At 60.0% G+C, this 26,273-nt stretch carries 24 protein-coding genes and 1 tRNA gene; 8 read left to right on the forward strand and 17 right to left on the reverse strand.

Annotated features, from left to right (window positions below):
* Positions 1 to 206 precede the first annotated feature (206 nt).
* Positions 207 to 2,144: a DUF262 domain-containing protein gene (locus B0G74_RS18965; RefSeq protein ID WP_243658228.1), complete on the forward strand. Its 1,938-nt coding sequence runs from the start codon at positions 207 to 209 to the stop codon at positions 2,142 to 2,144.
* Between the two features lie 577 nt (positions 2,145 to 2,721).
* On the opposite strand, the gene B0G74_RS18970 is transcribed toward B0G74_RS18965, so the two are convergent.
* From B0G74_RS18970 to B0G74_RS19015, 10 genes are all read right to left on the reverse strand, one after another.
* Complete coding sequence (locus B0G74_RS18970; RefSeq protein ID WP_132376331.1) at positions 2,722 to 3,906, reverse strand: inovirus-type Gp2 protein; 1,185 nt, start codon at positions 3,904 to 3,906, stop codon at positions 2,722 to 2,724.
* Between the two features lie 332 nt (positions 3,907 to 4,238).
* Positions 4,239 to 5,585 carry a DUF3987 domain-containing protein gene (locus B0G74_RS18975; RefSeq protein WP_165923882.1) on the reverse strand — a complete coding sequence of 449 codons (1,347 nt, stop codon included), beginning with the start codon at positions 5,583 to 5,585 and terminating at the stop codon, positions 4,239 to 4,241.
* Positions 5,586 to 5,598: 13 nt separating this feature from the next.
* Positions 5,599 to 5,862 carry an AlpA family phage regulatory protein gene (locus B0G74_RS18980; RefSeq protein WP_132377004.1) on the reverse strand — a complete coding sequence of 88 codons (264 nt, stop codon included), beginning with the start codon at positions 5,860 to 5,862 and terminating at the stop codon, positions 5,599 to 5,601.
* Positions 5,863 to 6,077: 215 nt separating this feature from the next.
* Positions 6,078 to 6,929 carry a hypothetical protein gene (locus B0G74_RS18985; protein ID WP_132376333.1) on the reverse strand — a complete coding sequence of 284 codons (852 nt, stop codon included), beginning with the start codon at positions 6,927 to 6,929 and terminating at the stop codon, positions 6,078 to 6,080.
* 143 nt (positions 6,930 to 7,072) lie between these two features.
* Positions 7,073 to 7,828 carry a hypothetical protein gene (locus B0G74_RS18990; protein ID WP_132376334.1) on the reverse strand — a complete coding sequence of 252 codons (756 nt, stop codon included), beginning with the start codon at positions 7,826 to 7,828 and terminating at the stop codon, positions 7,073 to 7,075.
* A 440-nt stretch (positions 7,829 to 8,268) separates the two neighbouring features.
* A tRNA-Ala gene (locus B0G74_RS18995) sits at positions 8,269 to 8,344 on the reverse strand.
* A gap of 76 nt (positions 8,345 to 8,420) precedes the next feature.
* A complete protein-coding gene (locus tag B0G74_RS19000) occupies positions 8,421 to 8,771 on the reverse strand; it encodes a c-type cytochrome (protein WP_243658229.1) in 351 nt (116 codons plus the stop codon).
* The gene (locus B0G74_RS19005) at positions 8,768 to 9,562 is read right to left on the reverse strand and encodes a BON domain-containing protein (RefSeq protein WP_132376335.1); all 795 of its coding nucleotides are present in this window, start codon (positions 9,560 to 9,562) and stop codon (positions 8,768 to 8,770) included. The genes B0G74_RS19000 and B0G74_RS19005 overlap by 4 nt, the downstream gene beginning before the upstream one ends.
* A 26-nt stretch (positions 9,563 to 9,588) precedes the next feature.
* The gene (locus B0G74_RS19010; RefSeq protein ID WP_132376336.1) at positions 9,589 to 10,176 is read right to left on the reverse strand and encodes a phosphoheptose isomerase; all 588 of its coding nucleotides are present in this window, start codon (positions 10,174 to 10,176) and stop codon (positions 9,589 to 9,591) included.
* Between the two features lie 215 nt (positions 10,177 to 10,391).
* A complete protein-coding gene (locus tag B0G74_RS19015; RefSeq protein WP_132376337.1) occupies positions 10,392 to 10,814 on the reverse strand; it encodes a YraN family protein in 423 nt (140 codons plus the stop codon).
* Positions 10,815 to 10,902: 88 nt separating this feature from the next.
* Between B0G74_RS19015 and rsmI the strand changes: the two genes are divergently transcribed.
* Positions 10,903 to 11,781, forward strand: a complete 879-nt coding sequence (rsmI, locus tag B0G74_RS19020) for a 16S rRNA (cytidine(1402)-2'-O)-methyltransferase (protein ID WP_132376338.1) — start codon at positions 10,903 to 10,905, stop codon at positions 11,779 to 11,781.
* A 126-nt stretch (positions 11,782 to 11,907) separates the two neighbouring features.
* On the opposite strand, the gene B0G74_RS19025 is transcribed toward rsmI, so the two are convergent.
* Positions 11,908 to 12,540 (reverse strand): septal ring lytic transglycosylase RlpA family protein, encoded by a 633-nt coding sequence (locus B0G74_RS19025; protein WP_132376339.1) that lies wholly within the window; start codon positions 12,538 to 12,540, stop codon positions 11,908 to 11,910.
* Positions 12,541 to 13,146: 606 nt separating this feature from the next.
* Here B0G74_RS19025 and B0G74_RS19035 point away from each other — a divergent pair.
* The 3 genes from B0G74_RS19035 (at position 13,147) to B0G74_RS19045 (ending at position 14,966) form a co-directional block, all read left to right on the forward strand.
* Positions 13,147 to 13,791: an MBL fold metallo-hydrolase gene (locus tag B0G74_RS19035; protein WP_132376341.1), complete on the forward strand. Its 645-nt coding sequence runs from the start codon at positions 13,147 to 13,149 to the stop codon at positions 13,789 to 13,791.
* Positions 13,788 to 14,417 (forward strand): exonuclease, encoded by a 630-nt coding sequence (locus tag B0G74_RS19040; protein WP_132376342.1) that lies wholly within the window; start codon positions 13,788 to 13,790, stop codon positions 14,415 to 14,417. The genes B0G74_RS19035 and B0G74_RS19040 overlap by 4 nt, the downstream gene beginning before the upstream one ends.
* Before the next feature lie 90 nt (positions 14,418 to 14,507).
* Positions 14,508 to 14,966: an Lrp/AsnC family transcriptional regulator gene (locus B0G74_RS19045; protein WP_012431468.1), complete on the forward strand. Its 459-nt coding sequence runs from the start codon at positions 14,508 to 14,510 to the stop codon at positions 14,964 to 14,966.
* A 55-nt stretch (positions 14,967 to 15,021) separates the two neighbouring features.
* On the opposite strand, the gene B0G74_RS19050 is transcribed toward B0G74_RS19045, so the two are convergent.
* The 3 genes from B0G74_RS19050 to B0G74_RS19060 form a co-directional block, all read right to left on the reverse strand.
* Positions 15,022 to 16,275 (reverse strand): cation diffusion facilitator family transporter, encoded by a 1,254-nt coding sequence (locus B0G74_RS19050; RefSeq protein ID WP_132376343.1) that lies wholly within the window; start codon positions 16,273 to 16,275, stop codon positions 15,022 to 15,024.
* A gap of 320 nt (positions 16,276 to 16,595) precedes the next feature.
* On the reverse strand, positions 16,596 to 16,898 hold the full coding sequence (locus tag B0G74_RS19055) for an H-NS histone family protein (protein ID WP_132376344.1): 303 nt from the start codon (positions 16,896 to 16,898) through the stop codon (positions 16,596 to 16,598).
* A gap of 397 nt (positions 16,899 to 17,295) precedes the next feature.
* A complete protein-coding gene (locus B0G74_RS19060) occupies positions 17,296 to 17,958 on the reverse strand; it encodes a pyridoxamine 5'-phosphate oxidase family protein (RefSeq protein ID WP_132376345.1) in 663 nt (220 codons plus the stop codon).
* A gap of 210 nt (positions 17,959 to 18,168) precedes the next feature.
* On the opposite strand from B0G74_RS19060, the gene B0G74_RS19065 reads away from it, so the two are divergent.
* Positions 18,169 to 19,380 carry an MFS transporter gene (locus B0G74_RS19065; protein ID WP_132376346.1) on the forward strand — a complete coding sequence of 404 codons (1,212 nt, stop codon included), beginning with the start codon at positions 18,169 to 18,171 and terminating at the stop codon, positions 19,378 to 19,380.
* A 292-nt stretch (positions 19,381 to 19,672) separates the two neighbouring features.
* On the opposite strand, the gene B0G74_RS19070 is transcribed toward B0G74_RS19065, so the two are convergent.
* From B0G74_RS19070 to B0G74_RS19080, 3 genes are all read right to left on the reverse strand, one after another.
* Positions 19,673 to 20,689, reverse strand: a complete 1,017-nt coding sequence (locus tag B0G74_RS19070) for a cupin-like domain-containing protein (RefSeq protein WP_132376347.1) — start codon at positions 20,687 to 20,689, stop codon at positions 19,673 to 19,675.
* A gap of 133 nt (positions 20,690 to 20,822) precedes the next feature.
* On the reverse strand, positions 20,823 to 21,968 hold the full coding sequence (locus B0G74_RS19075; RefSeq protein WP_132376348.1) for a branched-chain amino acid ABC transporter substrate-binding protein: 1,146 nt from the start codon (positions 21,966 to 21,968) through the stop codon (positions 20,823 to 20,825).
* A gap of 423 nt (positions 21,969 to 22,391) precedes the next feature.
* Positions 22,392 to 23,495, reverse strand: a complete 1,104-nt coding sequence (locus B0G74_RS19080) for a nitronate monooxygenase (RefSeq protein WP_132376349.1) — start codon at positions 23,493 to 23,495, stop codon at positions 22,392 to 22,394.
* Between the two features lie 253 nt (positions 23,496 to 23,748).
* Here B0G74_RS19080 and B0G74_RS19085 point away from each other — a divergent pair, with 253 nt between their 5' ends.
* Both B0G74_RS19085 and B0G74_RS19090 read left to right on the forward strand, forming a co-directional pair.
* On the forward strand, positions 23,749 to 24,447 hold the full coding sequence (locus B0G74_RS19085; RefSeq protein WP_132376350.1) for a dienelactone hydrolase family protein: 699 nt from the start codon (positions 23,749 to 23,751) through the stop codon (positions 24,445 to 24,447).
* 266 nt (positions 24,448 to 24,713) lie between these two features.
* The gene (locus tag B0G74_RS19090) at positions 24,714 to 26,234 is read left to right on the forward strand and encodes an amidase (RefSeq protein ID WP_132376351.1); all 1,521 of its coding nucleotides are present in this window, start codon (positions 24,714 to 24,716) and stop codon (positions 26,232 to 26,234) included.
* Positions 26,235 to 26,273: the final 39 nt, after the last annotated feature.

A 26,273-nucleotide genomic window follows, 5' to 3' on the forward strand; every position in this document is an offset into this window, starting at 1 on the left:
CGCAAGGCAGTCTATGTTTCCCAGGCTCGTCGTTGCTGCCTCCGCGCGCAGACGTCGCGGGAGAGCGACCCGCGACGCCGAGCGGCTGCATCGATTGCCTGTGCCTCTATCTCCCAGCGCGGCGTCACATGCCGGCAGCACAGGCGGTGACTTACAATATCGAAGGGACCACGTTCACGTCCACTTAAGGCTGGCGGATTCAACGGGTGGATGCCGAATCGCTGTCCAAACCTACCTCTGCGAGCGGATTCGAACTGGCTCTGACACTCGCCAAGGCAATAGTATTGACGTTCGCTCAATGCTCTGTCGGCCCGGTTTGCTGCTTCATGAAGCAGCAACAACTTGGCATCCCGGGACAGCGGCGCTCCACGCGAGATGGAAGCTTGAATGAAAGCTGCATTCTAAGCACCAACGGTACGAATTCATTGAGACTGGACAAGCAACATTATCGGGGAAGAAAACGGATGTCATATGCAGGTATTTCCGTGCGAGAAGCACTGGATAAGCTGAACTCGCCGAACAACGGGTGGTTCCTGCCACAAGTACAAAGGCAATATGTTTGGGGCGCACGCCATGAGTCGGAAGATTATGTCTGCCTGCTGCTCGACTCGCTGCTGAAGCGTTATCCGATCGGCGGGGTGGTACTTTGGGAAACTGAACAGAAGGTCCCCTATCGCTTCTTCGTTGGAGACTATGCACCGGGCAAATTCGCGCGCCAAGTTGACGAAGGCTTATGGGGTGCATCAAAAGCGCTCGTCTACGATGGCCAGCAGCGTTTGCAGACGCTGTATTCAGTACTCAGGCACCGCTTTAACGGACGCGTGCTTCACTATGACCTTTTGTTCGATCCGTCAGACTCAGAGGCCGATGACACAGGTTTTCTTTTCCGTGACGCTTCGTCCGCTTCGCAACCGCGGTATCTCCGCATGACCGAACTGGCTTGTATGCGGTGCGACGAGAAAGAAAAGGTCGACCTTGAGGACCGGGCAGTGGTTGCGGCGAGTGACGATAAAGACTTGAAAATTCGGGTACGCAGAAACCTGAGCGCACTGTGGGAAATTTTCGTGGACTCCAACGTCAAGTCTATTGCCTATTTCTCAGTAAAGGCGGAAACGCCAAAAGAGGTAAATGAGGTATTCCGCCGATTGAATACAGGCGGAATCGCGCTGACCCAATTGGAACTCGTGCTCGGAAAGATCAAGGCCGTCGAGTCGGACTACGAGGAAAAGCTCTGGGAGCTCTCTGACAGGATTCGCAAGGAAAGCGGCGGTATTAGATTTTCATCAACGGCAATCGTGCAGTTTTTTCATTTGCTCGTTAAGAACACTATTCGTATCGACGAAGACCGGCTAGCGAGCCGAGACATCCAAGCCTTTCAGGATGTACTGCGGAACGACACCGAGCCGCTCGTTGAACTGTTCGCTCGGTATCTCGCTGGCCTGTTCAATATCAATCATGCCTCCATTGTGCCACGCTGGCTTGCCGTATTGCCGATTGCCGCCTATTTGGTAGCTCGCAAGCGCAAGGGGCACGAGTGGCGTATTCGCTCCTTGGGGGCAACCGATATCCAGCAGATCCATCAGTACTTCCTGCTGTCTCAATTCTGCGACTGGAATACGCAGACTATGGTGAACGCGTTCGCACGCGAGGCGTTTGCAAACGGCGAAGCCGGCAAATCCTTTCCGTTGGAGCGGATTCGTCAAATCGCCATTGAGAAAAACCGTACGGGCGACTTACATGAGTATCAATTGATAAGCCAGCCTTGGCTGGCGACCAAAGTGCTCATGCCGAGCCGCAGCTATATCTTTCACGACAGCAAGCCACAGGTCGATCACATCTTTCCTATCAGCCTGCCAAACCAGCAGGAGGGCTATAAGGAAACCGTGGACGTTCTCTGGAACTTCCAGCCAATGCCGGCCGAAGTAAACAACTACAAACGGGCGCGGAATCCCTGCGAATTTTTCAACAGCGCTGACGGCAGCAAGTACTGGGCATCCTATGATTTCATCCCCGGGCCAGATTCGCTCACGTGGCAGAATCCGCCTGAGTTCATTGAGAACCGCAGGCAAAAAATGTTGCATGCCCTGAGCCGCCAGTATGGACTTGAGCTTGCAATTCGGGAGGTTGAATTCGAAGAGGCCTGACGTCTCGACAGGGTTCCGACGATCGCATACCAGAATCAACACGGGGCCGCCCTGATTTCACCTTATGCGGCACGTGCACCGTGCCGAACGTACGGATGCGCTCCGCCGCCTTGATCATCAGGTACTGTTCGGCCTTGGCGAGATACAGCAGATTCGTCCGTAGCGCCTTTCGCTTCTCAGTATCGTCCCGGTTGATCTGGCCTACGCCGATACCTTGACCACGCTTCTCATATCCTGGCCTCAGCTCGGTCTTATTGCTGTTCCAGTAGTCGCCCGTGCCCTCCGTCACGACATCGCCCCAGTATTCACCGATCTGCTTCGCGATGAACTCGTCGTGGTTGTGCTCCGCTGAACACAAAAGGATGATGGGCAGGTGCAGCCCCCGTGCCTTCACCCTGCTCTAACTGCGATCGATTAATGGTTGCTGTTTACCACCTGAAAAAATCGCCGCGCAAGACAATTCGACCTGACGCACTCACGGCCATAGACAAGCCATCAGCCCCTTCCAAACCAGGTGCGAACCGTGGCAACCACCATCGCACCCGGTGAACACGATCTTTCATAAGTCTTTGATTACTTAGAAAGGGACAAAAAACGGATATGCATGTTCAAGAAGCAGCACGCTGGTTGGCAGTCGTGGCACAGCCCTCGTGCGCGGGCGTCCCCCCGCCGCCTTGCGCGGTCGGCGCGCGTTAACGCATTGGAAGAGACGGCATTTCGGATAGGGCACGACCTGGACAACCTGGCTGGTCTTGCAAAAATATTGCATTGCCTTGCGCAACTTGCCTCGCTTCACCTGGTCCCCATGGTCAATCTGTCCAAGCGCCCAATCATCTCCATATCTTGATTTCTTTCGATTACAGTTTTCAAAATATCCCCGTCCTTCAGTAATCACATCCCTCCAGTAGCAACCTATCGCCTGCGCATAGTACTGGTGACTCTGAACGTACGTGCCATCGAAAAACAACATAACGTGCAAGTGATAACCTGCTTCACGACCACACTCGATACGCCAGACATAACCAACCAGGTGTTTGAAGAGCGAGGGCTTGCCTTTCATATTCGAGAAAAAGCGCTTTCGATCCTTTTGCACCTCTTCCAATGAAATACGACCCTCAATGGCCTTCGGAACAGAAATGTCGGCTCCAGACAGGTAATCAATCAGATCGCGCTCTTTCCGCGTCACTGCCTCGGCATACACCTTTTCCACTTCCTCAGCAGTGAGAATCGCCTTGTGATAATCGAAATCCAGGCGGATGACCATCAACCGAGAATAACGACTGAACAGATCAGCTTCAAACTTAACAAGCCGGTCACTGCCATCCCGAAATTTTCCGTTCCAATCAGAAACCTTCTTTTTCAGCTTCGTGACCACAGCCTCACTTCGCATCGTCGAGACAAAGTCATTAAACAGGTCAGAGCTAAATCCACTGGGGTCAAACTTGTCGAGCACCAAGGCGTAACCCTTGATTGGATGCTTTCGATATTGCTCGAAGAAGAAGGAGAGCATAGGTGAGAACGTGTGTGCGCTCGAATAGAGCTGACTGTAACCCTGCAAGCTCTCGATATGGTTTCCCAGTGGGGAAACCTCCCTCACTGTAACACCACGCGCCCCCATGACGTCCCAATGGAATAGCATATCCTTGTAGATTACAAGTTTCATGAATTTCATTAGATCAGCAATGCCATCCATGAAATATGGCATGATGTAATCCCTGCCATTCGACTTGATCACATACAGGTTGATATCAGAGTTAATCATTACACCTCTCGGTCATCGAAATTCACTCAATTAGCCATTGGCATTGAGTGGAAATATATCTTCTCAATCAATTTTCATTCGCGTATGATTCAGCCATTAGCGCATTGAGCGAATCTATAGATAATCTTTACTCTTTAAGTAAAGAAACTATATCCCACTAATAACCAGAACCACAGCACGGAAAAAGCACAGTGGATACGCGCATTTGGGAATCACACTCTCAATCAGCCATGGTGAATTCCATAGCTGCTGCGATATGCGTAGTTATTCCGATTTATTGACGACATACAAGCACCACGGATGCACCTCGTGCATCCGTGATGAGGTCTACGTCACCGGTACAAAGGCAAAAGAGAGCGGTTCAGCTCAACCCAAGGCACATTGCGATACGGAAACACGCCAACCCGCCCCTGCTTGCAAAGCACCGCCAGAGCTCGCGTAAAGCGCGTCGATGTCAGGCCCAAATTCAATGCCCAGGTACGCAACTCGGACTGACGGAGCATCCAGATGCCCTTCGACAGCCACATTTGAACGAACGCATTCCCGAGTTCGTCCGCATCGACCTCCGCTTTCGTTGGCTTGGGTTCCTCGTGAAAGATCTGAGCGAATGACTCGACGTACCAATTCCCAAAACTTTCCGCGCGCTGAAGCGTATCCAGTGCGATCTCACCACGCGACCCATGTTCGAAGACGTGGAACACGCCGGCCAGGCGCAGAACACGTTCGGCATGGCGCAAGATGTATTCGGCGATGAAAGACCACGGAGAACCCGGCATGGATTTCCTCCGCGCCTCGTGGTCGACGTCAACAAGGCATCGGCTCGCTTCGACACTGAGCTTGACCGTCGGGCGCACCGGATTTCCTTGCTCGACGTGCTCGAAAAGCATGCCAAGGAGCTCTTGAACTCTGGTGTCATACATCTGTGCCACGTCACCCGACAACGTGACGGAATGGGGCGAATTTTCGGCACAAAAATCCGTCGATGCTACGACGAAAAAGCGGTTGACCAGACCGACACCGCCCTTGCTCGCGCCCAACAGCAGCTTTGTTTCCTCGAAGATCTCAGGCTGCTCCATCAGCAGCATGGAAAAACGCTGCCCCAGAAGAGCAATACGGCCTGTGGAAATGCGTGCGCTCCGCAGAGGCGAGCCATCTAGCAGCTTGACCAGCGTAGGCGCGTCCCTGAGGAGGCTTTTGAGCATTCCCGCTTCATCAGTGAGGAGCCCGGCCACCGGCCATTCATGAAGGTCTTTCACAATCGCCTCGCGTGTCGCATCCTCCAGCAGAAGGTGACAGCGTTCGCGCCGCTGGTTGTCCGTGGCCAGGTATTTTTCGATCGGGTGAATGAGCCGTTTGAAAATGAGCGACTTGCCGCTGCCCGAAGGCGATGCCAGAAGCCCGTTGGCGCCGATCGAGATCGGCTGCCCGTTCGGCCACGTCGTGTCGGCGATACCTTGGGTGAGCAATGACGCAAACGCAATCAACTCGGTCCCCACAATTTCAGCGGCAACGCCGCCGCTGGCACTGAGATCGCGCGCAAGCATCCCCAGGAGCCCTGGGAAGCTGCCAATGGGGTACGAGGGGCGACTCGGCGCAAGAGGGTTCCTCAATGCGCCGCCCTTTGCTCGCACAATCGAGTACGTCTGCGTGCGATCCGACATCGGTTCGGAAATGAACATCCTTTCCTCCGATTTATGCGGCAACGCGCGAGTTGGCGCGCGACGTGATCCAGGCATCCACCTCGGATTCGAGCCAGCACACGGTGCGTGCCGTTAACTTGATTCTGCGCGGGAAGGTCGGATCACTCGCCATGAGCACGTACAACGTTGCACGCGACAGTCGCGTGCGCTCGATCAGTTGCTTCATACGAAGGATGCGCAGTACCTTCTCGATTGGATGAGCGATCGAGTTCGCCTCCAACGAGGCGCCACTGCTTAAGGGATCAGGCTGCCGCATGACGGCATGGGCTCGCGTAGTCATGGATTCTTTCTCACAAGTTAGGACGACCGGGAAAAATCTATTCCGACCGTGGGGTCCGGCGGGTGCCGTATGTGAGAAATCTTCCACTCGGAACTGCAGTTCCGAGCAAGCGCAATTTGTCGATCCTCGTCCGGCCCCGTCTGACAAGGCCTTCTGTCGTCAGTCGGAAGTACGTCGGAAGATGGTCGGAATCATTTCTTCTTCCTTCCGTGGAGAAAGATGGCCAAGGTTGGCTTTGTTTCCTTCATTGCCTCGTCCTCCCTGACCCAGTCGTAAATGGATCGTTCAGTCGTGCCGTACTCCTCCGCCACCCGCTTCCTAAAGTTCTTTTCCCCCGCAGCTTGCAATTCGTTGCTGCGTTTGACAGCCTCCGCTTTCTTTGCGGCGCTAAATCTCTGACGTCCCACAACGCTGGCTCCCTCGCTCAACGCCAGCGGATCGACATCTAGAGCCGGATGTCCGGCTTCGCCCGACAAGCTACCCTGCTCAAGGCTCTTTGCTGTTTCCTCGTCGTCATACGCCAAGCCATGTCGTTCTAGGTACGCAATGGCATCTTTACGAGACAAATGCGCTCCGATCTGCACAGCCTCAAGCGGAACGTGATTGATATCGACCGGAACAAGCCGCCCAGCCTTGCGCTCTTCTCGTATCGCCGCCAAATGACGATCCACGATTTGGTTGCGTTTGATTTTAGCCCCGAGGACTGTCTCTTCTGTCACAAGGACCGGCATCCACATGGGGCGGCTCGGCAGCTTGACATACGCCTCTATGAAAGAAGCGATGTCTTTTTCGGACATTGGATATTTCAGAGGAGGCAGCTTCTGCAATACCTTTGCAAGCGCCTCCCGATCAGCGACGTCCAGAGGGAGAGGTACATCTGTACCAGCGTACGGACTCGAAACGCCGGAGGGGTAGCGCTTGGCCCATACACAGTCGATGCCCTTCGGATTCCTATCGATCGGGCAAACAGCCCTGGCGATTTCCTGGCAAAATTGCCAATAGCCGATCAGAGGGCCGGATGACAGCTTGACGCGGACTTGCACTTATACGTTCCCAGCAAAAAGTAGATTCGTAACTTGAACCGATTGCATCCAATCGTCCTCAGGCTCTTGGCGGTGTGTGCCTCGGCAATCGCTCCCGTGTGAAGCCCCATTCACAAGCACGATGAAGAAGCCGTACGATTACCCTACAGAAGGCCACCGCCGCTCAATAGCCTCTTGATATCTGCCACCGGCCAAAGCAATCGGCGGTTTGGAAGCTTCGTCGGCCTGATGCCGAGGTAGCTGCCGTCCGAGGAATATCGCTTTCGGATCGATTGAGGCGCAATAGCCAGAATGGCCGCTAATTCATCGGTGGACACGTGATCGCGGTTTGTCGGAATCGGCATCGGAACGCGCGCGGCGCTCTTATCTACCCTCATCGGTACCGGCGCGCTCATTGTTGATTCGCTCGGCACCTGTCCGGCAAGGGCGTGGATGGCGCCGATCGTCTCTACTGCTTGGGCAGCATATTCGGCAACAGCAAGTGGAATCAAATCCGGTTGATCTGCTTGCACCTTGCCGCGACTGATGACGTCAAAAATCAGGCGCATCCAATCTGTCTCGACATCGAGATCCTGACACCATTCGATGAACTCGTAGGGCTCAAGCTGAGTCGGCGTAATGGCACCGCATTCCTCATCATCCCGGCAGCGCCATTCCCATAGCCGCATGATTTCGCGAGCCTTGATCCAACGATCGATGACATCGCCTTCAAACGGCCTGCCGTCAAGGCCCGTTGCCTCACGAGGGAATTCTGTACATCCTGCCGGTCCGTGCAAGCCCGACAGAATGAGCGCCCCTTCGATCGGCGTCCAGGTTGGCCGATCGAGATACTCCCTCAATACGGCATAAAGCTGCCTTGCGGCAGCGATGCGTTGTTGTGGTGATTTTGTGTTCGTCATAACCCCATAGCGCTACGTCGATTTTTCTTCGACAGCCGTCTGCTGCCGTGATCGCGCGATTCTATCGCGTCGCCGCGGGCGACAGCCCTCGAACACGCGCGCGCATGTGCCGGAACAATGGAGACACACAGACTCGGACTCGGGCCTCACGTTACAACCTCAGCGCCCTGTAATCGAATCGACGCGATGCGCACCACGGAAAGTACAAACGCGATGTTCCGATATGGACCGCGAAGCTCGGTAGCCGCGCTCACCGGCAGCATCCCATTCCATGCCGCGCGGGGACCAGCAAATATCGCACGACGACCGACGCACGCCCCCATCAGGCACTTGGATTGAGATGGATCGAGTAGGAGCAAATCTGGTTACACTGCGGTTACAGGGGCCGTAAAAAGCAGAAAGGGTTACAGGCAAAACACCTGTAACCCTTTGATTTTTACTGGTGGAGAGGAGGAGGATCGAACTCCCGACCTTCGCATTGCGAACGCGACGCTCTCCCAGCTGAGCTACCCCCCCGACGTGCAAACAATTCTAGCACAAGCATTTTCCGTTTTGCCAAGCCTCCAACCCTTGGCCCCCCGACGAAAAACCATCACTTGGAAGGCGCACCCGCAAGCACCCAATCCACCACCGTACGAATATCCGCATCGCTCATCGATTGATGCGCGGGCATCGGAATCATGCCCCACACGCCGGAGCCGCCGTCCTTCACCTTGCGTGACAATTTCGCCGACGCTTGCGCATCGCCCTTGTACTTCGAGGCGATCTGCTGAAACGACGGCCCGACGAGTTTGCGATCCACCGCGTGACATCCCATGCAGGCATTCGCGTTGGCGACCCGTTGACCACTCGGCGCATCGGCGGCACGCGCGGCCGGCGCGACAACTCCCGCCAGCGCGCCAAGCATCACAGCGCTGACTGCAACGGCAACACCGCGCATCATGGCGTCGTCGCCTTCGGATTACCTGGATGCACGGCGTTCGAATTAGTGACCGGCGCGGGGGCCTGCTGTTCGAGCGGCCGCGAACTCACCGACGAATCAGGAATCGCGCCGACGGTCGCCGCGTTCGCGTCCGGTTGCGAAGCCGCCACGGGCGCCGTCCCCGCTGCGGCGGCTGCCGCCGTGGCTTCCGCCGGCTGGATGTACTGGAACACCTTCACGACCTGCACCACGCCCGGCACACGGCTCGCGACGTCGGCGCCGCGATTGCCTTCGTCCATGGTGACGAGGCCCATCAGATACACCGAGCCACGCTCGGCCACCACCTTGAAGTTGTTCGCCGAAATGTTCTTCTCGGCGATCAGCGCGGTCTTCACACGCGTCTCGAGGTAAGTGTCATTGGTGCGCGACGAGAACGAGCTGGCCGGCATGATCGTCAGTTCGTTGACGATCGTGCTGACGTTGTTCAAGCCACGCACGATGGTCTCCGCGCGTTGCTTCGACACGTCTCCCGCCACTTCGCCCGTCAGCAGCACGCGGCGGTTGAACACGGCCACGTTGACGTGCGCGTTGTCGGGCAAGTTCTGGCTGATCTGCGAGAGCGCCTTCACTTGCAACTCGCGATCCTCCGTCTGCGCGCCGAGCGTGCGCCGGTCGGTCGCCACCAGCGCGCTGCCGCCCGCCGCGCCGGCAACGGCGAGAAAGCAACCCTGCAACGTTGCGGACAGCCCCGCCGCGAACCCAACCACCAGCACGGTTCTCACCAGTGTCTTCTTGACGCGGAATACGCTCATCAACTAGCTCTCCTTCGGAATCAATCTCAGTCTTCGCCCAGCAACATGGCATCGATGCCGTCGCACAGACAATGGATGGTCAGCAAATGCACTTCCTGAATACGCGCGGTGCGATCCGACGGCACGCATACATGGATATCGGTATCACTCAATACTTCCTGCATGCGTCCGCCGCCCTTGCCGGTCAGCGCGACCACGATCATTTCGCGCTCGTGCGCGGCCTCGATCGCGGAGAGCACGTTGGCGGAATTGCCGGACGTAGTGATCGCCAGCAGAACGTCGCCAGGCTGGCCGAGTGCCCAGACCTGCTTCGAGAAAATCTGCTCGAACGAATAGTCGTTGGCGATGGCGGTCAACACCGACGTGTCGGTGGTCAGCGCGATCGCCGGCAAGCCCGGCCGCTCACGCTCGAAGCGGCCGATCAGCTCGGCGGCGAAGTGTTGCGCGTCGGCCGCCGAGCCGCCGTTGCCGCACGAGAGAATGCGATTGCCGTTGGCCAGCGCGGCGAACATCGTGTCGATCGCGGCGGCGATCGGCATCGACAGGGTTTCGAGGGCTTCGAGTTTGACTGCCGCGCTGTCGCGGAAGTGTTGTTGAATGCGTTCGACTGACATCGAGTCTCTATCTTCTACCGCGAATGGACCGCACTGCGCGGTCGTGTTGTGAAGTCGTATGTGAAGTCGTGCCGCTCCGATGAACCTGGCCAGCAACGCGATGCAAGCGCGCAAACCATCGCTTATTGCGCTGCTTCCTGCGTTGTCGACGCTGCCCCGTGGCCTGCACGCGAGCGCAAGTTTATCGCACTCACGCGCGTTCTCCGCGCATGGCGTCAGACTTCGTCGGCACGGAACGCATCGCGCAACCACACGAGCCGGCCGGCTTCGAACGCAATCACGTCGAACCGGCACGCGGGTTGATCCCGCAAGTGCGAGACACGGGTCACCAGAAAATGCTGCGCGGCGCGTACGATGCGCTGCTTCTTCTGCCACCCGATACTCGCCGCAGCGCCACCATATCGGCGCTGCGCACGCGCGCGGACTTCGACGAACACCAGCGCGCCGTCACGCTCGCGCATCACCAGATCAATCTCGCCGCCGCGGCACGACACATTGCGCGCGACGAACCGCAAACGCTGGCGCTGCAAAAATTCCTGCGCACGCGACTCGAAAGCCGCACCGACGAGTTTGGACCCGGCGCGTCCCGAAAAGTTGTGCGGCGTGGCGAAGGCACCGATCGGCGCCGTCGCGCTCATGGCCGGTCCGCCGCGCGGGCCTCGCAGGCCGCGTGACACTGCGTGGCACAATGGCGGCCTCGTTTCGTCTGTTTGCGTCTTCTGCCTCATGACTCCTCTCTCCGAACTCGCGCAAGGGCAGCAGTACCCCACCTCCGCGCTGTATGTGGTGGCCACGCCGATCGGCAACATCGCCGACGTCACGCTGCGCGCGTTGCACGTGCTCGGACTGGTGGACCGTATCGCCGCCGAAGACACCCGCAACACCGGTCAGCTGCTCGCGCGCTACGGCATCTCGAAGCCGCTCGTCGCCGTGCATCAGCACAATGAACGGGCCGCGGCGCTGCGCCTGATCGAGCATCTACAGGCAGGCGAACGCGTGGCCTATGTGTCCGACGCGGGTACGCCGGGCATCTCGGACCCCGGCGCGAAACTCGTCGACGCGGTCCGTGAAGCCGGATTTCCAGTTATTCCGCTACCCGGCGCAAGCGCGCTCGCGACCGCGTTGAGCGCGGCCGGCGACTGGGTCGCAACGTTCTCGTTCCTCGGCTTCCTGCCGCCGAAAGCAAAAGCCCGCGCCGCGACGCTACAGCCGCTCGCGACCCATCCTCACGCGATGGTGTTCTACGAAGCACCGCATCGGATCGTCGAAACGGTGCAGGCACTGGCCGACGCATTCGGCGGCGAGCGCAAGCTGCTCATCGCACGGGAATTGACGAAGTTACATGAAGCGCTGCACCGCGGCACCCTGGCCGAAGGGCCAACGTGGCTCGCCGCCGATCCGAACCGGCAACGCGGCGAATTCGTGCTGGTGGTGGAAGGCGCGCAGCCGGAAGCCGCCGGCGAACACGATCACGACGCGCTGCTGGGCATTCTGCTGGAGGAGTTGACGGTGAGCAGCGCGGCCAAAGTAGCGGCAGCCATCACCGGAGCGTCGCGCAACGCGCTGTACACGCGCGCCTTGGCGTTGAAGAAAGACGAAGAGTAAAGCTGACGGACAAATGAAAAGGGCCGCGCAATGCGGCCCTTCGTTTTTCTGCGGACACAACCCAAGCGGCCGCCGTGCTGCGCGGCGCTACGAGGAGCGCGCCTGACCGCGCTCGCCGCCGTTACATCACTTCTGGGCGCTCGAATCCGAGTTCGATGCCAGCATCTCATTACGCGCGTCGCGTGCTTCCTGCTGCGTGAGCCCTTCGATCTGCACCCGCGCCGTACCGGCGTGGCGCATGTCGAGCGCGGAGGCAGCGGCCATGGACAGATCGATCACGCGGCCACGCGCATACGGACCACGGTCGTTGATACGCACGACGACCGAGCGCGACGTGGCCGGATTGGTCACACGCACATAGGAGCCGAGCGGCAACGTACGATGCGCCGCGGTCAGCGCGTGCATGTCGTAGCGTTCGCCGTTGGCGGTACGGCGGCCATGGAAGCCGCGGCCGTACCACGAAGCGCGGCCGGTCTGATGAAAGTCCGAAATGCCGGAACCATCATCCGTAAGAGGCTTTGCGTCGGCCAGCGAGGAGCCCTTGGCGGTCGCGTCGGAGGCCGGCGCGCTACCGTAAGCTTGCGGTCCGAAGGAGCCCGCTTGCGTCAATTTCGTGCTCTGCGGCGCGCCGCTTTCCGACGTGTTGCTAGCGCCCGGAGGCGTGGCGCAACCCGCCAGCACAAAAAAGGCAAAAAGAGTCCCCAGACCACGGGATAACCGAGTTTTCATAAGACGTGCAATCACATTGTCGAGCCGCATCACGCAAAGTTGAGCGTGTTGCCTGCGACTCCGGCGGCAATGGACGACAACGCGCCGCGCAGACGAGCGCAGAACGTCAAAGCCCGGATGCGGCTCACTCAGCCGCTACCGCACGGTTAATTTTCACGTCTGGCGCAACCTGTCCCCGGCAGCCTGACCAGACCCCACATGCCGCCATCGAACGTGGCAAACACGTTCTTGCGCGCGAAACTCAGCGTGCAGGAACGGCGGCGTAGGCCCCACCCAGCGTCACGGCAGTTAAGTCCGTAGCAGGCGCGCGGCGCCTGGCTGGGCAAGACGTGTGCATCGAATGCATCGATACTTGATGGCCGTCCAAAAGTGCGACAGCCCATACTTGAGTGGCAATCCGCGCGCCCATTTTTGATGGGGACGCATCGCCCTGTGGCAGCACAATTCCCTGTGCATGGAGTGCATTATACCTAAAACAGAATTTCGGGATGACAAGCGACTGAAAACCTTGATGAATTTTCACTCCTGCTGCAAAAATGAGCAGCGCAAAGCCCGCTGGGCCGGGGCTTCGGCGGCCTCGGCGAACGTGGGCGAGAGGCCGGTACAATCAACGTTTTTCCAGCGGCGCCGTCATCCATGAAAGTCACCTTGATCCCCGTCACGCCGTTCCAGCAGAACAGTTCGCTGCTCGTTTGCGAGGCTACCGGACGCGCGGCCGTCGTCGATCCGGGCGGCGACCTCGACATCATCCAGGGCGAAATCGCGCGGCAGAACGTGACGGTCGAAAAAGTTTTCCTGACGCACGGCCACATCGATCACTGCGCGGGCGCGAAGACGCTGGCCACGCACTACGGCGTGCCGATCGAAGGCCCGCATCCCGACGAACGCTTCTGGCTCGACAAGCTGCCGGATCAAAGCACACGCTTCGGCTTTCCGGCCGCCGAGGCGTTCGAACCGGATCGCTGGTTGCAGAATGGCGAGACCGTGCAGTTCGGCGACGAAACGCTCGAGGTCTATCACTGCCCGGGCCATACGCCGGGCCACGTGGTGTTCGTCAGCCGGGCGCATCGGCTCGCGCTGGTGGGCGACGTGCTGTTCGCCGGCTCGATCGGGCGCACGGATTTTCCGCGTGGCAATCATGCGGATCTGGTGCGCTCGATCCGCGAAAAGCTTTGGCCGCTCGGCGACGACATCACCTTCGTTCCGGGCCACGGTCCCACTTCGACGTTCGGCGCTGAGCGCCGCACCAATCCGTACGTCGCCGACGGAGTCGAGGCATGAGCAGCGAAATCTACGTGAGCACCGATGTCGAAGCGGACGGCCCGATTCCCGGTCCGCATTCCATGCTCAGTTTCGCCTCCGCCGCTTATACCGAAGACAAGCAACTGATCGCCACCTTCTCGGCGAATCTCGAGTTGCTCGAGGGAGCCAAGGCGCATCCCGTGCAGGAAGCGTGGTGGAAGACGCAGCCCGAAGCGTGGGAAGCCTGCCGCAAGGACTTGCAGACACCGTTGGCCGCATTGACGGCGTATGTCGACTGGGTCGAAGCCTTACCGGGAAAACCGGTGTTCGTGGCAATGCCGGCCGGCTTCGACTTCACTTATATGTTCTGGTACATGATGCGGTTTGTCGGCCGCTGTCCGTTTTCGTGGTCGGCGCTCGACATCAAGACGCTGGCCTTCGCCATGACCGGGCTGCCGTACCGCAAGAACATCAAGCCGCGCTTTCCCAAGCACTGGTTCGACGAACATCCGCACACGCATGTCGCGCTGGACGACGCGATCGAACAAGGCGCGCTTTTCTGCAACATGTTGAAGGATCTGCGCGCAAGTCAGGCGATCACGCTCGCAGCGGGTAGAGATGGGGACGGCACAGGACAAAACGCCGCTGAGGAACCGGCAAATTAGGTAATCTCCCTCGTCGAACCCGTTTTACATTGCGTTTCGTTTTCGCGCCCTCTACCATGCGTTGATACGGCGACGCAAACGGAGGCGCAGTTGACACTCGATACGTTCTCTCAAAAAATCCTGCGCCTATTGCAGCTCGACGCACGCCGCTCGGTGCAAGAAATTTCCGACCAGGTCGGCCTGTCGAGCACGCCATGCTGGCGGCGCATTAAGGACATGGAACAGTCGGGGGTCATCCAGCGCTACACGGCGCTACTGGATCGGGAAAAGCTCGGGCTGCACGTGTGCGCCCTCGCGCATATTCACCTCACGCGGCACACCGAAGGCGGCGTGGAACAGTTCGAGCGGGAAATCGCCACCTGCCCGGAAGTCACCGAGTGCTACAGCACGACCGGCGAATCCGACTACATTCTCAAGATCGTCGCACCGGATATCAAGGCATACGACAGCTTCCTGCACGAACGCATCTTCAAGATTCCCGCCGTCGCCCAGGTTCGTACGAGCGTCGTGCTGCGCGAAATCAAGTTCGACACGCAATTGCCGCTGTGATCCGTTGATGGCTTAACCGCACCACGCCGCAGCATCTCGCGCGGCGCCGCGGGCGTCAGGTGGCGCTGTGCGGTTCCGTCGCCTTCGCGCGTTCCTCAAGAGCCCCGCCGGCCTTTGGGTCGAGCGTCGCCGGATCGGCGTCCCCGGACAGCGCGTCCAATTCCAGTAGCAGGTCCACTTTGCGCGCGCCCAGGCGCGCCTTCAGCGCCGCCAGATCCACTCGCCCAGCGCGTTGCGTTTCGCTGTCCAGCGCGCGCGACGACAACGCGGCCGGCAGCGCCACTTCGACATCCAGTCCCGTGCTCAGGTAGTGGATATTCACCGCGGCCGCTTTTACGCCGTGAGGCGCCAAGGCGGCGTTCACTTCAGCGATGACCCGCTCGCGCGTAGGCAGATCGAAGGGCGGACGCGCAAGCGCATCGTTCTCGGGATCGACATGAATCAAAGCGTCGAGCACGCGGTTGTCCGTCAGCACGCGCAAACGCGCCGACTCGGCGATGTAATGCCCCTCCGATACCGAGATCAGCGGATCGACCAGAATATGCGCGTCGACGAGCGCGAAGTCGCCCATCTTGCGCGTGCGCATTTCGTGCACGTCGCGTACGCCGGGCGTCGAGAGCAGCAGCGCGCGCATGTCGGCGGCGGCGGCGTTGTCGAGCGCGCGGTCGGAGAGATCCTGCAGCGCGTCCCAGCCGAACATCCAGCCCATGCGCGCCACCATGAAGCCGACGATCGCCGCGGCAATCGGATCGAGCAGCCGCACGCCAGCAAGGCTGCCGACAATACCGATCGCGACCACCAGCGACGACGCCGCATCCGAGCGCGCGTGCCACGCATTAGCGATCAACATGGCGGATCGCACGCGTTGCGCTTCGCGCAGCATGTAGCGAAACAGACCTTCTTTGGAAAACAGAACTAGCACCGCGACCGCAAGCGCGCTCATATGCACGGCGGGGATGTTTTGCAAATCGGCGAGACGCGTTCCGGCCCGCCATAACATGCCGACACCTACCGCGATCAGAAGCGCGCCCAGAAATAACGACGCCACGGTTTCGTAGCGGCTATGCCCGTAATTGTGATCCGCGTCGGGCTTTGCGCCACTGTGCCGATTGGCAAACAGCACGACAAAATCGGAAATCAGATCGGCGAGGGAATGGACACCGTCGGCGACCAATGCCTGCGAGTGAGCAAACACGCCGATGACGATTTGCAGCGTCATCAACACTGTATTGAGCGCAATACTGACAAAGGTACTTTTGCGCGCAACGCGATGTTTTTCGGCGGATTGGGCAGCGGCGGCGGCAGGCATCTCTGAAGCGGAATGAAAAGTTCAATCCCTACATTCTACTCGGCGCATCTCGAAACGCGCTGGAGATACCTAAAAAATTCCTTTTAAATCAACCGCTTATCTAAACGAAAAGCATTCGCGTTCAAGTTGGATGGAGTTCACGCGATAAAAACCGACGGCATTGGACACGGCAATAAAAAACCGCGCCCTCGACGGTACGCGGTTCTCTCTTGCAACGGCAGACGCGATAGGTGCGTCTGATTGAAGCTATTCGTATTACTTAACGGCCAGAGGCATTAGTTGCTGGCAAAGCGGCCGGCAAAAGCGGCTGGCCAGAAGCATTACTTCTGGATCAGAAACTTCTCGCGATCCAGACCTGCGATCCAGCGGGGCGGCTTGCCACGGCCAGACCACGTGCTGCCGCTATCCGGGTCGCGATACTTCGGTGCGACACCTGCGCGCGGACGCGCGGCTTTAGCCCCCTTGGCGGCACGACCACCACCGAGTTCTGTCAGAGAAATGCCGTAGTCGGTCATTTTCTGCTTGATCTCATTCAACACTTCCGCGTATTCGCGCGACTTCGCTTCTTCGATCTGCTTTTCGAGCTTCTCGCGCTGAGCGAGTAGTTCCTTGTAGGAAGACATAGGTTCCCTTTGTGGTTTGGATAAATGACTGCCAGTCTTAAGCCAGCTTGCCCTTTGAAGTTGGATCATGCCTCGGAATTTGACGGCGAGATTAACACAAAATAGAAAGATTACAAAAGCGCGCGCGTTAAATTAATCCCAATTCGTTTCAAAAAATTTCCGTCCGCCACCGCGTTACACCGCTCCCTTTCAAATAGCTGATTTCGCATTTTGCTGAAAACGCAGTTGGCATGAGTAATTATGGGATTAACTATCAAAAGATGAAAATTAAGATGGTTATTTGGCACCAACATTTCACGCCATGAGAGCTTTAACATGAAACTTCGTAACATATTGCGACAGCCGTTCTGCGCTGGTATTCGCATGAGTGTTTTCCCCAAACGTCGGTAAAAAAAATCTAATTCATGTAGCGCTGCATGCAATCTTCGAGCGCCGCGTGCAAGGTTTCGATTTTGAGTTTCGCGTCGTCAAAGACAAAACGGCTGCGCGCACCGTTCAGTTTCACATCGGCGCCATATCGATCGACACCGAGCAGTTGAAATTCGCCCTTGCTGCCGGAATGGCTAGCGAATTGCGCGATCAGCGCGTTCTCTTCATCGAAACCGAGCGGCGGCAAAGGATCGAGTTCGGCCCCGGCGAGCCATCCCATCGCGCCGAAGCCACCGATATAACGCAGCCGCTCGAGCCTCATCGCCCAGAACGTGAAATCGCCAAGCACGAGGTAGCGCTCCGCGTCCGGGTGATAGCGCAGATAGCGCTGCACCACTTCGGGCGTCGAGTCGACCGGCTCGAAGGTGCCTAGCAAGGTGACACGCTGGCCGCTCAGCACGTCGCCGTCGGGAGCGTCGACGGCCAGAAAACCGGCGCGCGGGTCGGCGTGCAGGTTATGCGTGTGCTCGGCCAGCCGACTCACGAGGATCGTCGGACGGTGTTGTGGGTCCGGTGCGAACGGCAGCACGGACGGATAAGGAAAACCTTCCGGCTGGCGCGCGTGAGTGGCGAGCGTGCCGACAGCGGCCGTGTGCAGCAGATGCAGCGGAGCGTGAGCGGGAATATTCAAGTGCGCGTTCCTCGATAGATGTGCGGCGAACCACAAAAAGACCGGCCAGCGGACCACAATGCCCAACGCACGCCCAACGCCTGTCACGTCCGGGCCAAACAATCGCAAAAATGGGGATTCCGCCTTCCAAGCATAAGACAGCACGCTTCGTTAGAATCGGAAATTCGCTTTCAACGCGCTTTCCGCGCGTCAGCGCTCCTCGAGATTTCCGTGTCAGACCGCTCCTCCGAATTCGCCGCCCTTCCCGCCGCTCACCGCGCCCTGTCCGATACCGCCCGGCAGCGAGCCCGTATCGCCACGATGGCGGTGTTCTTCATCGCCGGCATGATGTACGCGTCGTGGGGGGTGCACGTACCGACGGTGCGCGACCGTTTCCATCTGAACGCGGCGCTGCTCTCCGTTGCGCTGCTGGCCGTGGCGGGCGGTTCGATCGGCGCGATGGCGGCCAATGCCTCGTGGATCGCGCGGGTCGGCACGCGCCGCGCCTGCCTCACCGGCGGGCTCGTGATGGCGGTATGCGCGGCGCTGATTCTGGTCGTGCCCACTTACTGGCTGCTGCTGGTCGTGCTGGCCACTTTCGGCGCGGGCATGGCCACGCTCGATGTCGCAATGAACGCCGAGGCCAGCGCCGTCGAGAAAGCGCTCGGCAAGCCGATCATGTCGTCGTTGCACGGCATGTTCAGCGTCGGCGGGATGTTCGGTGCGGCGGTCGGCGGCGCGCTGCTGTCGCGCGGCATGGCGCCGGCGGTGCATCTCATGCTGGCTGCCGCGGTCAGTGCGCTCGTGCTGATCGCCGCCTGTCCTTCCGTGCTGCCGCACGTGCCGCACGCCGATCACCCCGACTCCGCCACGCCGCGCGCCAACCGCTGGCGCTCGCCGGCGTTGTGGGCGCTCGGCGCGATGGCGTTGGTCGCGCTGATCGCGGAAGGCGCGATGTACGACTGGGCCACCGTCTATATGCGCGACGTCGTGCTGGCCACGCCCGCGCTCGCGAGCGCGGCCTACGCGGCATTCTCGGGCGGCATGGCGGCCGCGCGCTTTGCCGGCGACGCGGTGCGCGCCCGCTTCGGCGCGCCGCAACTGGTGATGGCAAGCGCGACGCTCGCCTGCGTCGGGATGGTCGGCGCGCTATTGCTACCGAATGCGGTTGTCGCGCTGATCGGCTTTACGCTGATGGGCCTCGGTCTGGCGAACATGATGCCCGTGCTGTTCGCGGCGGCGGCGAACGTCAAAGGCATTCATGCGGCGGAAGGACTCGCGCATGTTGCCGGGTTGGCGTACTTCGGACTGCTGCTCGGGCCGGTGATCATCGGCGCGGTGACGCAGGTGACCAGTTTGCCGATCGGGTTGTCGGTGGTGGCCATCTGTTCCGCGTTGATCGCGCTCGTCGGTCCGAAGGTGCTGCGGCGTTTGAAGATCTGATGCGAAAGCGCGCCGCTGCTGCTTCGGTGCGTGCGGCGCCAAGCGAAACGCGCTCGCTTTACGTTACGTCGACACCGCGATCACGCCGATCACCAGCACGCTCGCGCAGACGCCCCAAACCGCGGGCGACACAACCGGTCTCGGCGCATCTCTGACCGTAACGGCGCGGAAAAACAAGCGTCGAAGGGGGCGGTGAGCCCGGCAACCGGCTCGCTGTTTTTTTTCCGCGCAATCGCCGCCAGCATCACATTCCGCCGGCGCCGCTTGAAAGCAGCACCTTTTTATCTGCGTGTCACAGTTCGTGATACGTATCGTAGTGACGCGAGAAGTCGTTACTGCGGAGAAAATTGGTGAACGTCATCGTCACCGACGCATCCAGTCCTTCCACGTAATGCCACCAGCCGATCGGCAGAAAAAGTAATTCACCGGGCGCGAGCGAGCATTCGATCAACTGCGCTTGCCGCATCGACGGGAAACTGTCGTAGTCGATCGCGCCACCGTCCACTTGCGAATAGCAATGCAGATGGTTTGCCATATACGGCGTGTCGGACAGCGGCACGAGTTTGATCTGTTTGCGGCCGATCACCTGCGCCATGAAGTTATTGGTCAGGTCGTGGTGAAACGGCGTCTTTGTTCCGGCCGGTCCCATCCAGAAGAAACCGGTGTCGGGAGACGCGCCGTCGAGATATTCGTCGATTGGCGGTACATCGGACCATAACGCCGCGAGTGCCGCGCGATTGCGCGAGGTGTTATTGGCGGTCATGTAGAAATCGTTAGTCCGCCCGCTCCGCTCGACGAGATCGACATAATCGGCAAAGCGCATCATGCGCCTGAGCCTGAGCTGATTGATTTCGTAATTCGCGTCCGTTTCGCGGCCGAACTGCACTTCCACTTCACAATCGCCGCACCGTTCGCGAAGGTAATCCCAGTTCCATCGCGAACGCGCAGGCCAGAAATCGAATGCGCCGGTGATGATCACCGGCCGGTTCTGAAAGTAGTACTGCTCGAAGAACGCGTCGCGCGATAAACGTTCGCGCCGTTCGATTACACCGCTCGCCGCTCGCATGCGATTGAGCTCGCCATACACCGACAAAATCCATTCGCGCTTACGCAAACGATTGCGCAAACGCGCTGCACCGTGAAAATAAGGACTCGCGAGCGCCGCATCGATTTCTCGCGTGGCATCCGCCGCGTCGAAACCATGGCCGACCAGCGCGCCATGCAACGCGGACGATGGTGCGTCGAGCAGCAGATTCTCGGCGATCCAGCGGCGCCACGCATCGTCGAACGAACGGGTCACGGTGGTCACGGCAGTCTCTCCGAGCAATGCGGATCGGCAAAAAGAATCCGCAAAACAAAAGGCACGCGAACCTCGCGGCGCGCGTGCCTCTTTTCTCATGCAACCGAAGACAGACAACACGCTGCCTTCGGTCACGCGATTTTTACATCTTCACTACGTCGAGCAGCGTCTTCTTGCCTGCCTTGTAGTTGTACAGCGAGATCACGCCGTGTTGAAGGTCGCCCTTCGAGTCGAACGTGGTTTCACCGATCACACCCTTGTAATCCGTGCTCGGCATCGCTGCCAGGATCTTCGCCGGATCGGTCGAGTTAGAACGCTTCATAGCGTCGACGATGATGTACACAGCGTCATACGTGAACGGAGCGTAGATCTGGATCGGCTGACCGAAACGCTTCTGATACTTGGCGAGGAACGCCGAGCCGCCAGCCATCTTTTCGAGCGCCATACCGGCTTCCGAGCAGACGATGTTGTCGGTTGCGTCGCCGGCCAGGTCCGACAGCTTGTCGGTACACACGCCGTCGCCTGCCAGCACCTTCGCGCGCAAGCCGAGTTGCTTGGCTTGCTTGGCGAACGGGCCGCCGGTGGCGTCCATGCCGCCGTACATGATCGCGTCCGGGTTTTCGCCCTTGATCTTCGTCAGAATCGCGCGGAAGTCGACAGCCTTGTCGTTCGTCGCGTCGTGCGACATCACGTTCAGGCCCAGCGACTTGGCGGTCTTTTCGAATTCGTTTGCGAGACCCTGGCCGTAAGCGGTCGAGTCGTCGACGATCGCGACGCTCTTCACTTTCAGACCCTTCGCTGCGTAGTTAGCCAGTGCCGGACCTTGTTGCGCGTCGGTCGCCACGACGCGGTACGTCGTCTTGAAACCTTGTTGCGTGTAGGCCGGGTTCGTTGCCGACGGCGAGATCTGCACGATGCCAGCATCGCTATAGATCTTCGAAGCCGGGATCGACGTGCCCGAATTCAAGTGGCCAACCACCGCGACGACCTTATCGTCGACCAGTTTCTGTGCGACTTGAGTTGCCGTACGCGGGTCGGCTGCGTCGTCTTGCGGATCGAGTTGCAGCGTGATTTTCTGGCCACCGATCGTCAGGCCCTTGGCGTTGATTTCTTCAACTGCCAGGCGCGCGCCGTTTTCGTTGTCTTTACCCAGGTGAGCGATACCGCCGGTCAGCGGTGCAACGTGACCGATCTTGACGACCGTGTCGGCTGCAGCCGAAGTTGCCAACGTCGCGAACAGCATCGCCGCAGCGCTGATCGGCAACAGCTTTTGAATCTTGATGTTCATGTAAGTCTCCAGTTTCGGTCCCAAAAACAACGTAATCGCCCTGTGCCCCCGCTTCCCCAACACGTGTCGCTCAGTCCCGTGGACGACCACGCCGGTTGCATCGTTCATGCACTTGGCCAGCACGCTCGCCGGACTGTTTGTGGCAGGCGGCAAACCGTACTTGCGCGCAAGTGTAGGCCATCAAATTAATTTGTGGGGCTTTTTTGAGGAAGTGGGATGAACACTAATAGCGTTTATCCAACAGGCGCTGATTCCGGCTGGAAAGAGAGACTGGAAAGCACCAGCCCATGCGGGTTTCCGCTATGTGAGGCTTTCGTCTAACAGCACGGCCTAAAGCTTTTAGCGTGTTAAACCGTTAATCATCCGAATAGGCTTCGTGCTTGAAAAGGAGGCACGTCCGGACCCCGTCCGGTTCGTGCTGAATCAGCGTTTGAACGCGGCGATGCGCGCCGTCGCCTCGCGCCATTCGTGTTCGAGTTGGCCCATCAGTTCGGCGGCGCCGAGACCTTCGCGGCGGGCGCGGCCCATAGGCGCGCCCTGGCCTGACCAGAGCGAGAGATAGTCGCCGTTTTCCGCACGGCTCGCGGTTTGCCGCAGCTCTTGCGTCAACGCGTTTTGCACTGGATACGGCGCGATCTTCTGCGCCGCTTCGCTCAACCGCTGCATCAGCGGATTGCGTATGCCGCGCGCATGGCGGCCGGTAATCGCGCGCGTGACCGAAGTCGACGTGTCGGACGTGGAGCGCACTCGGGTTTTCCATGCCTGCGGGATCGCGCTCTCGTGACAGGTGAGAAACGCGGTGCCCATCACCGCGGCTTGCGCGCCGAGCGCGAGCGCGGCGACGATGCCGCGTCCGTCCATGATGCCGCCGGCGGCGAGCACCGGCAGCCCGGTTGCGTCGACGAGCTGCGGCACGAGCGCCATCGTGCCGACCAGCGCGTCTTCGAATGCGCCGATGAATGTGCCGCGATGCGCGCCGGCCTCCGCGCCTTGCGCGGCAATCGCATCGGCGCCCGCGTCGCGCCAGGCCACACCTTCGGCGGCATGCGTCGCCGTGCCTATTACATATAGACCGTTGGCGTGCAACCGGGCGACGTCGTCGGCCGGCAGCAATCCGAATGTGAAGCTCGCCAACGGCACGCGCAATTCGATCAACATGTCCAGTTGCGCGCGGAAGTCCGGCGCGTAGCGTGCGAGCGGAGCGCCCGGCGGCAAACCGAGGTCGTGGCGCAACGGATCGATGGCTTCGAGCGCGCTACGCACCGTCGCATCGTCCGGCGTGGCCGGCTCGAGCACGAACAGATTCACGCCGAACGGACGATCCGTCAGCGCGCGAATCGCCGCGACTTCGCTTGCGATCTTCTCGGGCGAGAGCGCCGCACCCGCCAGAAAACCGAGACCGCCCGCGTTCGATACCGCGGCGACCATCGCCGGCGTCGTTGCGCCGCCCGCCATCGGCGCCTGCACGACCGGCACGCGCAACCCGAAACGCTCCGCAAACGGCGTCACAAAACTGCCTTCACTCATGATGATTTCCTTTCCCGTCAATGCGCTCGCGACATGAGCGAGCCGATACGCTTCAATGTACCGAGGCGGCCCGCACGGGAAAAATGAATTATCGAGAACGTTTCAATCGCCTTACGAGATTTCCGCTTCGCGGGGCCGCGCTGCAGGGCGTTTCTTTTGGTGGCAAACTGACCGCCCCGCTTCAGGTATTGAAGCCTCTGGTATTCATTCAGACCGACCTCGCGCAGCCGCGCGCGAGTCAATGGAGAGCAACATGAGCACCACTTCCCGATGGATCGACATTCCCGCCGGCAACGACAGTTTCGGCGGCTACCTGGCGTTGCCCAAAGGCGGCAAGGGACCGGCGGTCATCATCATTCAGGAAATCTTCGGCGTGAACAGCCATATCCGTTCGGTCGCGGATCAGTACGCGCAAGACGGCTACGTCGCGCTCGCACCGGACGTGTTCTGGCGCGTGCAACCGCGCGTGGAATTGACGTACGACGGCGCCGATCGCGAGAAGGGCATCGAACTGATGCAGAAACTCAAGGTCGATGAAGCCGTGGCCGATATCGGCGCAGCCGCAGCCGCACTGCGCGCCATGCCGGAAGTGACCGGCAAGGTGGCGGCAATCGGCTTTTGCTTCGGCGGCCGGCTCGCGTATCTGGCCGCGGCGCAAGGCACGCTCGACGGCGCGGTCGCCTACTACGGCGGCGGCATCCAGAACCAGCTCGACGAAGCCGCAAAGGTCAAAGTGCCGATGCAATTTCACTACGGCGAACTCGACGCGCATATCCCGCTGTCGGCCGTCGGTCAGATTCAGGAACGCTTCGCCGGCCGCACCGACGCCGAATTCCACATCTATCCGAACGCCGATCACGGCTTCAACTGTTCGGACCGCGCGTCGTACAACCAGCGCGCCGCCGCGTTGGCACATGGCCGCACGCTGACGTTCCTCGGCGAACGTCTGTAACGCGCGGTTCTAATTGGTGCGCTGATTGCTGCCGCTGTTCGCGACGCTTATCAGCGCGCGTCAATTGCGCTTTTTTGTTGGCGCTTTTCATGTGCGTCAGTAACTCGCGCACATAACTCAGTTACTCTCTCAAAGACGGCGTGTCTGTGGCACGCCGTCTTTTCCATGTGCGGCAATCAATCCGGGCGACGAAACCTCGCGGCGCGGTTCAGCGCGCGCATGGACCGCCGGCCGGTTCAACACTCGATAGCGAGGGCTCATCCGTCGTGCATTCAGACTATCTCGCTCATGACGCCACCGGCCTCGCCGAATTGATACGCAAGCGCGAAGCAAGTGCGCGCGAGTTGCTCGACATTGCGATTTCACGCACCGAAGCCGTCAATCCCGCGATCAATGCGATTGTCCTGAAGGACTACGACGCAGCCCGTCAACGCGCTTCACGCGACGACGCGAGCCGTGCGAACGGCGCAAACAACGCCGATGGCGTCAGCGCGCAAACAGCGCTGGCCGGCGTGCCCTATCTGATCAAGGACCTCGGCGCGCCGGTCGCCGGACTGCGCATGGCCATGGGCAGCCGCCACTACCGCCACTTCATTCCCACCGAAGACGCCCCGGTGGTCGCGCTGGCGAAAGCGGCCGGCCTCAATATCTTCGCCAAGACCAGCACGTCCGAGCTCGGCCAGATGCCTTATACGGAGCCCGAACTGTTCGGCGCGTGCCGCAATCCGTGGAATCTCGACCATACGCCGGGCGGCTCGAGCGGCGGTGCGGCGGCGGCGGTTGCCGCCGGCATCGTGCCGCTCGCGCATGCATCGGACGGCGGCGGCTCGATCCGCATTCCGGCGTCATGCTGTGGACTCTTCGGCCTCAAACCTTCACGCGGACGTGTGCCGCGTGCGACCGCGGAGGCTGAGGCCGGTGAACTCGGCGTCGATCATGCGGTGTCGCGCAGTGTGCGCGACAGTGCGCTGCTGCTCGATCTGCTTGGCGGCAATGCCGACCGGCCGCTCGGCGCGCCGGGCACGTTTCTGAGCGCGAGCCGCGAGCCGTGCAAACCGCTGAATATCGCGTACGTCACCGAGCCGATGCTCGCACCGTCGCTTTCCGCCGACGCGCGCGCCGCGCTCGAAGACGCCGCGCAACTTGCCAGCTCGCTCGGCCATAACATCGAACCGGTGTCGCTCGGCATCGACTTCGCGACGGTTCGCCACGCGTTCCTCACGCTCTGGTCCGTGACGGCGGAAGATCTGGTGCTGAACGCCGAACGGATCAGCGGCCGCAAACCGCTGCGCGCCGAATTCGAAATCTCGACATGGGCGATGGCGCATGTGGGCCGCAAACTCGGCGAACGCGGCCTGCCCGCCGCGCTCGAAGAACAACGCCGCATCACCGGGCTGCTCACCGATCTGCTGAATCGCTACGACGTGATTCTGTGCGCCACGCTCGCCGCGCCGCCGATCAAGATCGGCGAGATGCGGCCCACGTCGGCGGAACGCATGCAGATGCGCGCCGTCACCACCATGCCTCTCGAGGCGTTGATGAAGAAGGTGCTGATGGAAGCGTCGAACAAGGCGTTCACGTGGGCCGGTTGCACGGAACTGTTCAACCTGAGCGGCCAGCCGGCGATGTCGGTGCCGCTCTACTGGAATGCGCGCGGGCTGCCGATCGGCGTGCAATTTGCCGCGCGCGACGGCGGCGAGGCGACGCTTCTGCGTCTGGCCGCGCAGCTCGAAACGGCAAGGCCGTGGTTCGACAAGCGGCCGCCTTTGATACAGGCACGCAACTAGACGAGAGGTTTAGGAGAAGGTGTCGCAGCGAAGTAGCGG

Source organism: Paraburkholderia sp. BL9I2N2 (genome assembly GCF_004339745.1).
In the GTDB taxonomy this organism is placed as follows: Bacteria; Pseudomonadota; Gammaproteobacteria; order Burkholderiales; family Burkholderiaceae; genus Paraburkholderia.

Coding starts and splice junctions, on each gene's coding strand:
- B0G74_RS19055 (WP_132376344.1), bottom strand. CDS start 16,898: ATGTCTTCCTACAAGGAACTACTCGCTCAGCGCGAGAAGCTCGAAAAG.
- B0G74_RS19025 (WP_132376339.1), bottom strand. CDS start 12,540: ATGCGGCTCGACAATGTGATTGCACGTCTTATGAAAACTCGGTTATCC.
- B0G74_RS19035 (WP_132376341.1), top strand. CDS start 13,147: ATGAAAGTCACCTTGATCCCCGTCACGCCGTTCCAGCAGAACAGTTCG.
- B0G74_RS19010 (WP_132376336.1), bottom strand. CDS start 10,176: ATGTCAGTCGAACGCATTCAACAACACTTCCGCGACAGCGCGGCAGTC.
- B0G74_RS18970 (WP_132376331.1), bottom strand. CDS start 3,906: ATGATTAACTCTGATATCAACCTGTATGTGATCAAGTCGAATGGCAGG.
- B0G74_RS19050 (WP_132376343.1), bottom strand. CDS start 16,275: ATGCCTGCCGCCGCCGCTGCCCAATCCGCCGAAAAACATCGCGTTGCG.
- B0G74_RS19005 (WP_132376335.1), bottom strand. CDS start 9,562: ATGAGCGTATTCCGCGTCAAGAAGACACTGGTGAGAACCGTGCTGGTG.
- B0G74_RS19075 (WP_132376348.1), bottom strand. CDS start 21,968: ATGAACATCAAGATTCAAAAGCTGTTGCCGATCAGCGCTGCGGCGATG.
- rsmI (WP_132376338.1), top strand. CDS start 10,903: ATGACTCCTCTCTCCGAACTCGCGCAAGGGCAGCAGTACCCCACCTCC.
- B0G74_RS19040 (WP_132376342.1), top strand. CDS start 13,788: ATGAGCAGCGAAATCTACGTGAGCACCGATGTCGAAGCGGACGGCCCG.
- B0G74_RS18980 (WP_132377004.1), bottom strand. CDS start 5,862: ATGCGGCAGCCTGATCCCTTAAGCAGTGGCGCCTCGTTGGAGGCGAAC.
- B0G74_RS19080 (WP_132376349.1), bottom strand. CDS start 23,495: ATGAGTGAAGGCAGTTTTGTGACGCCGTTTGCGGAGCGTTTCGGGTTG.
- B0G74_RS19085 (WP_132376350.1), top strand. CDS start 23,749: ATGAGCACCACTTCCCGATGGATCGACATTCCCGCCGGCAACGACAGT.
- B0G74_RS19015 (WP_132376337.1), bottom strand. CDS start 10,814: ATGAGCGCGACGGCGCCGATCGGTGCCTTCGCCACGCCGCACAACTTT.
- B0G74_RS19000 (WP_243658229.1), bottom strand. CDS start 8,771: ATGATGCGCGGTGTTGCCGTTGCAGTCAGCGCTGTGATGCTTGGCGCG.
- B0G74_RS18975 (WP_165923882.1), bottom strand. CDS start 5,585: ATGTTCATTTCCGAACCGATGTCGGATCGCACGCAGACGTACTCGATT.
- B0G74_RS18990 (WP_132376334.1), bottom strand. CDS start 7,828: ATGACGAACACAAAATCACCACAACAACGCATCGCTGCCGCAAGGCAG.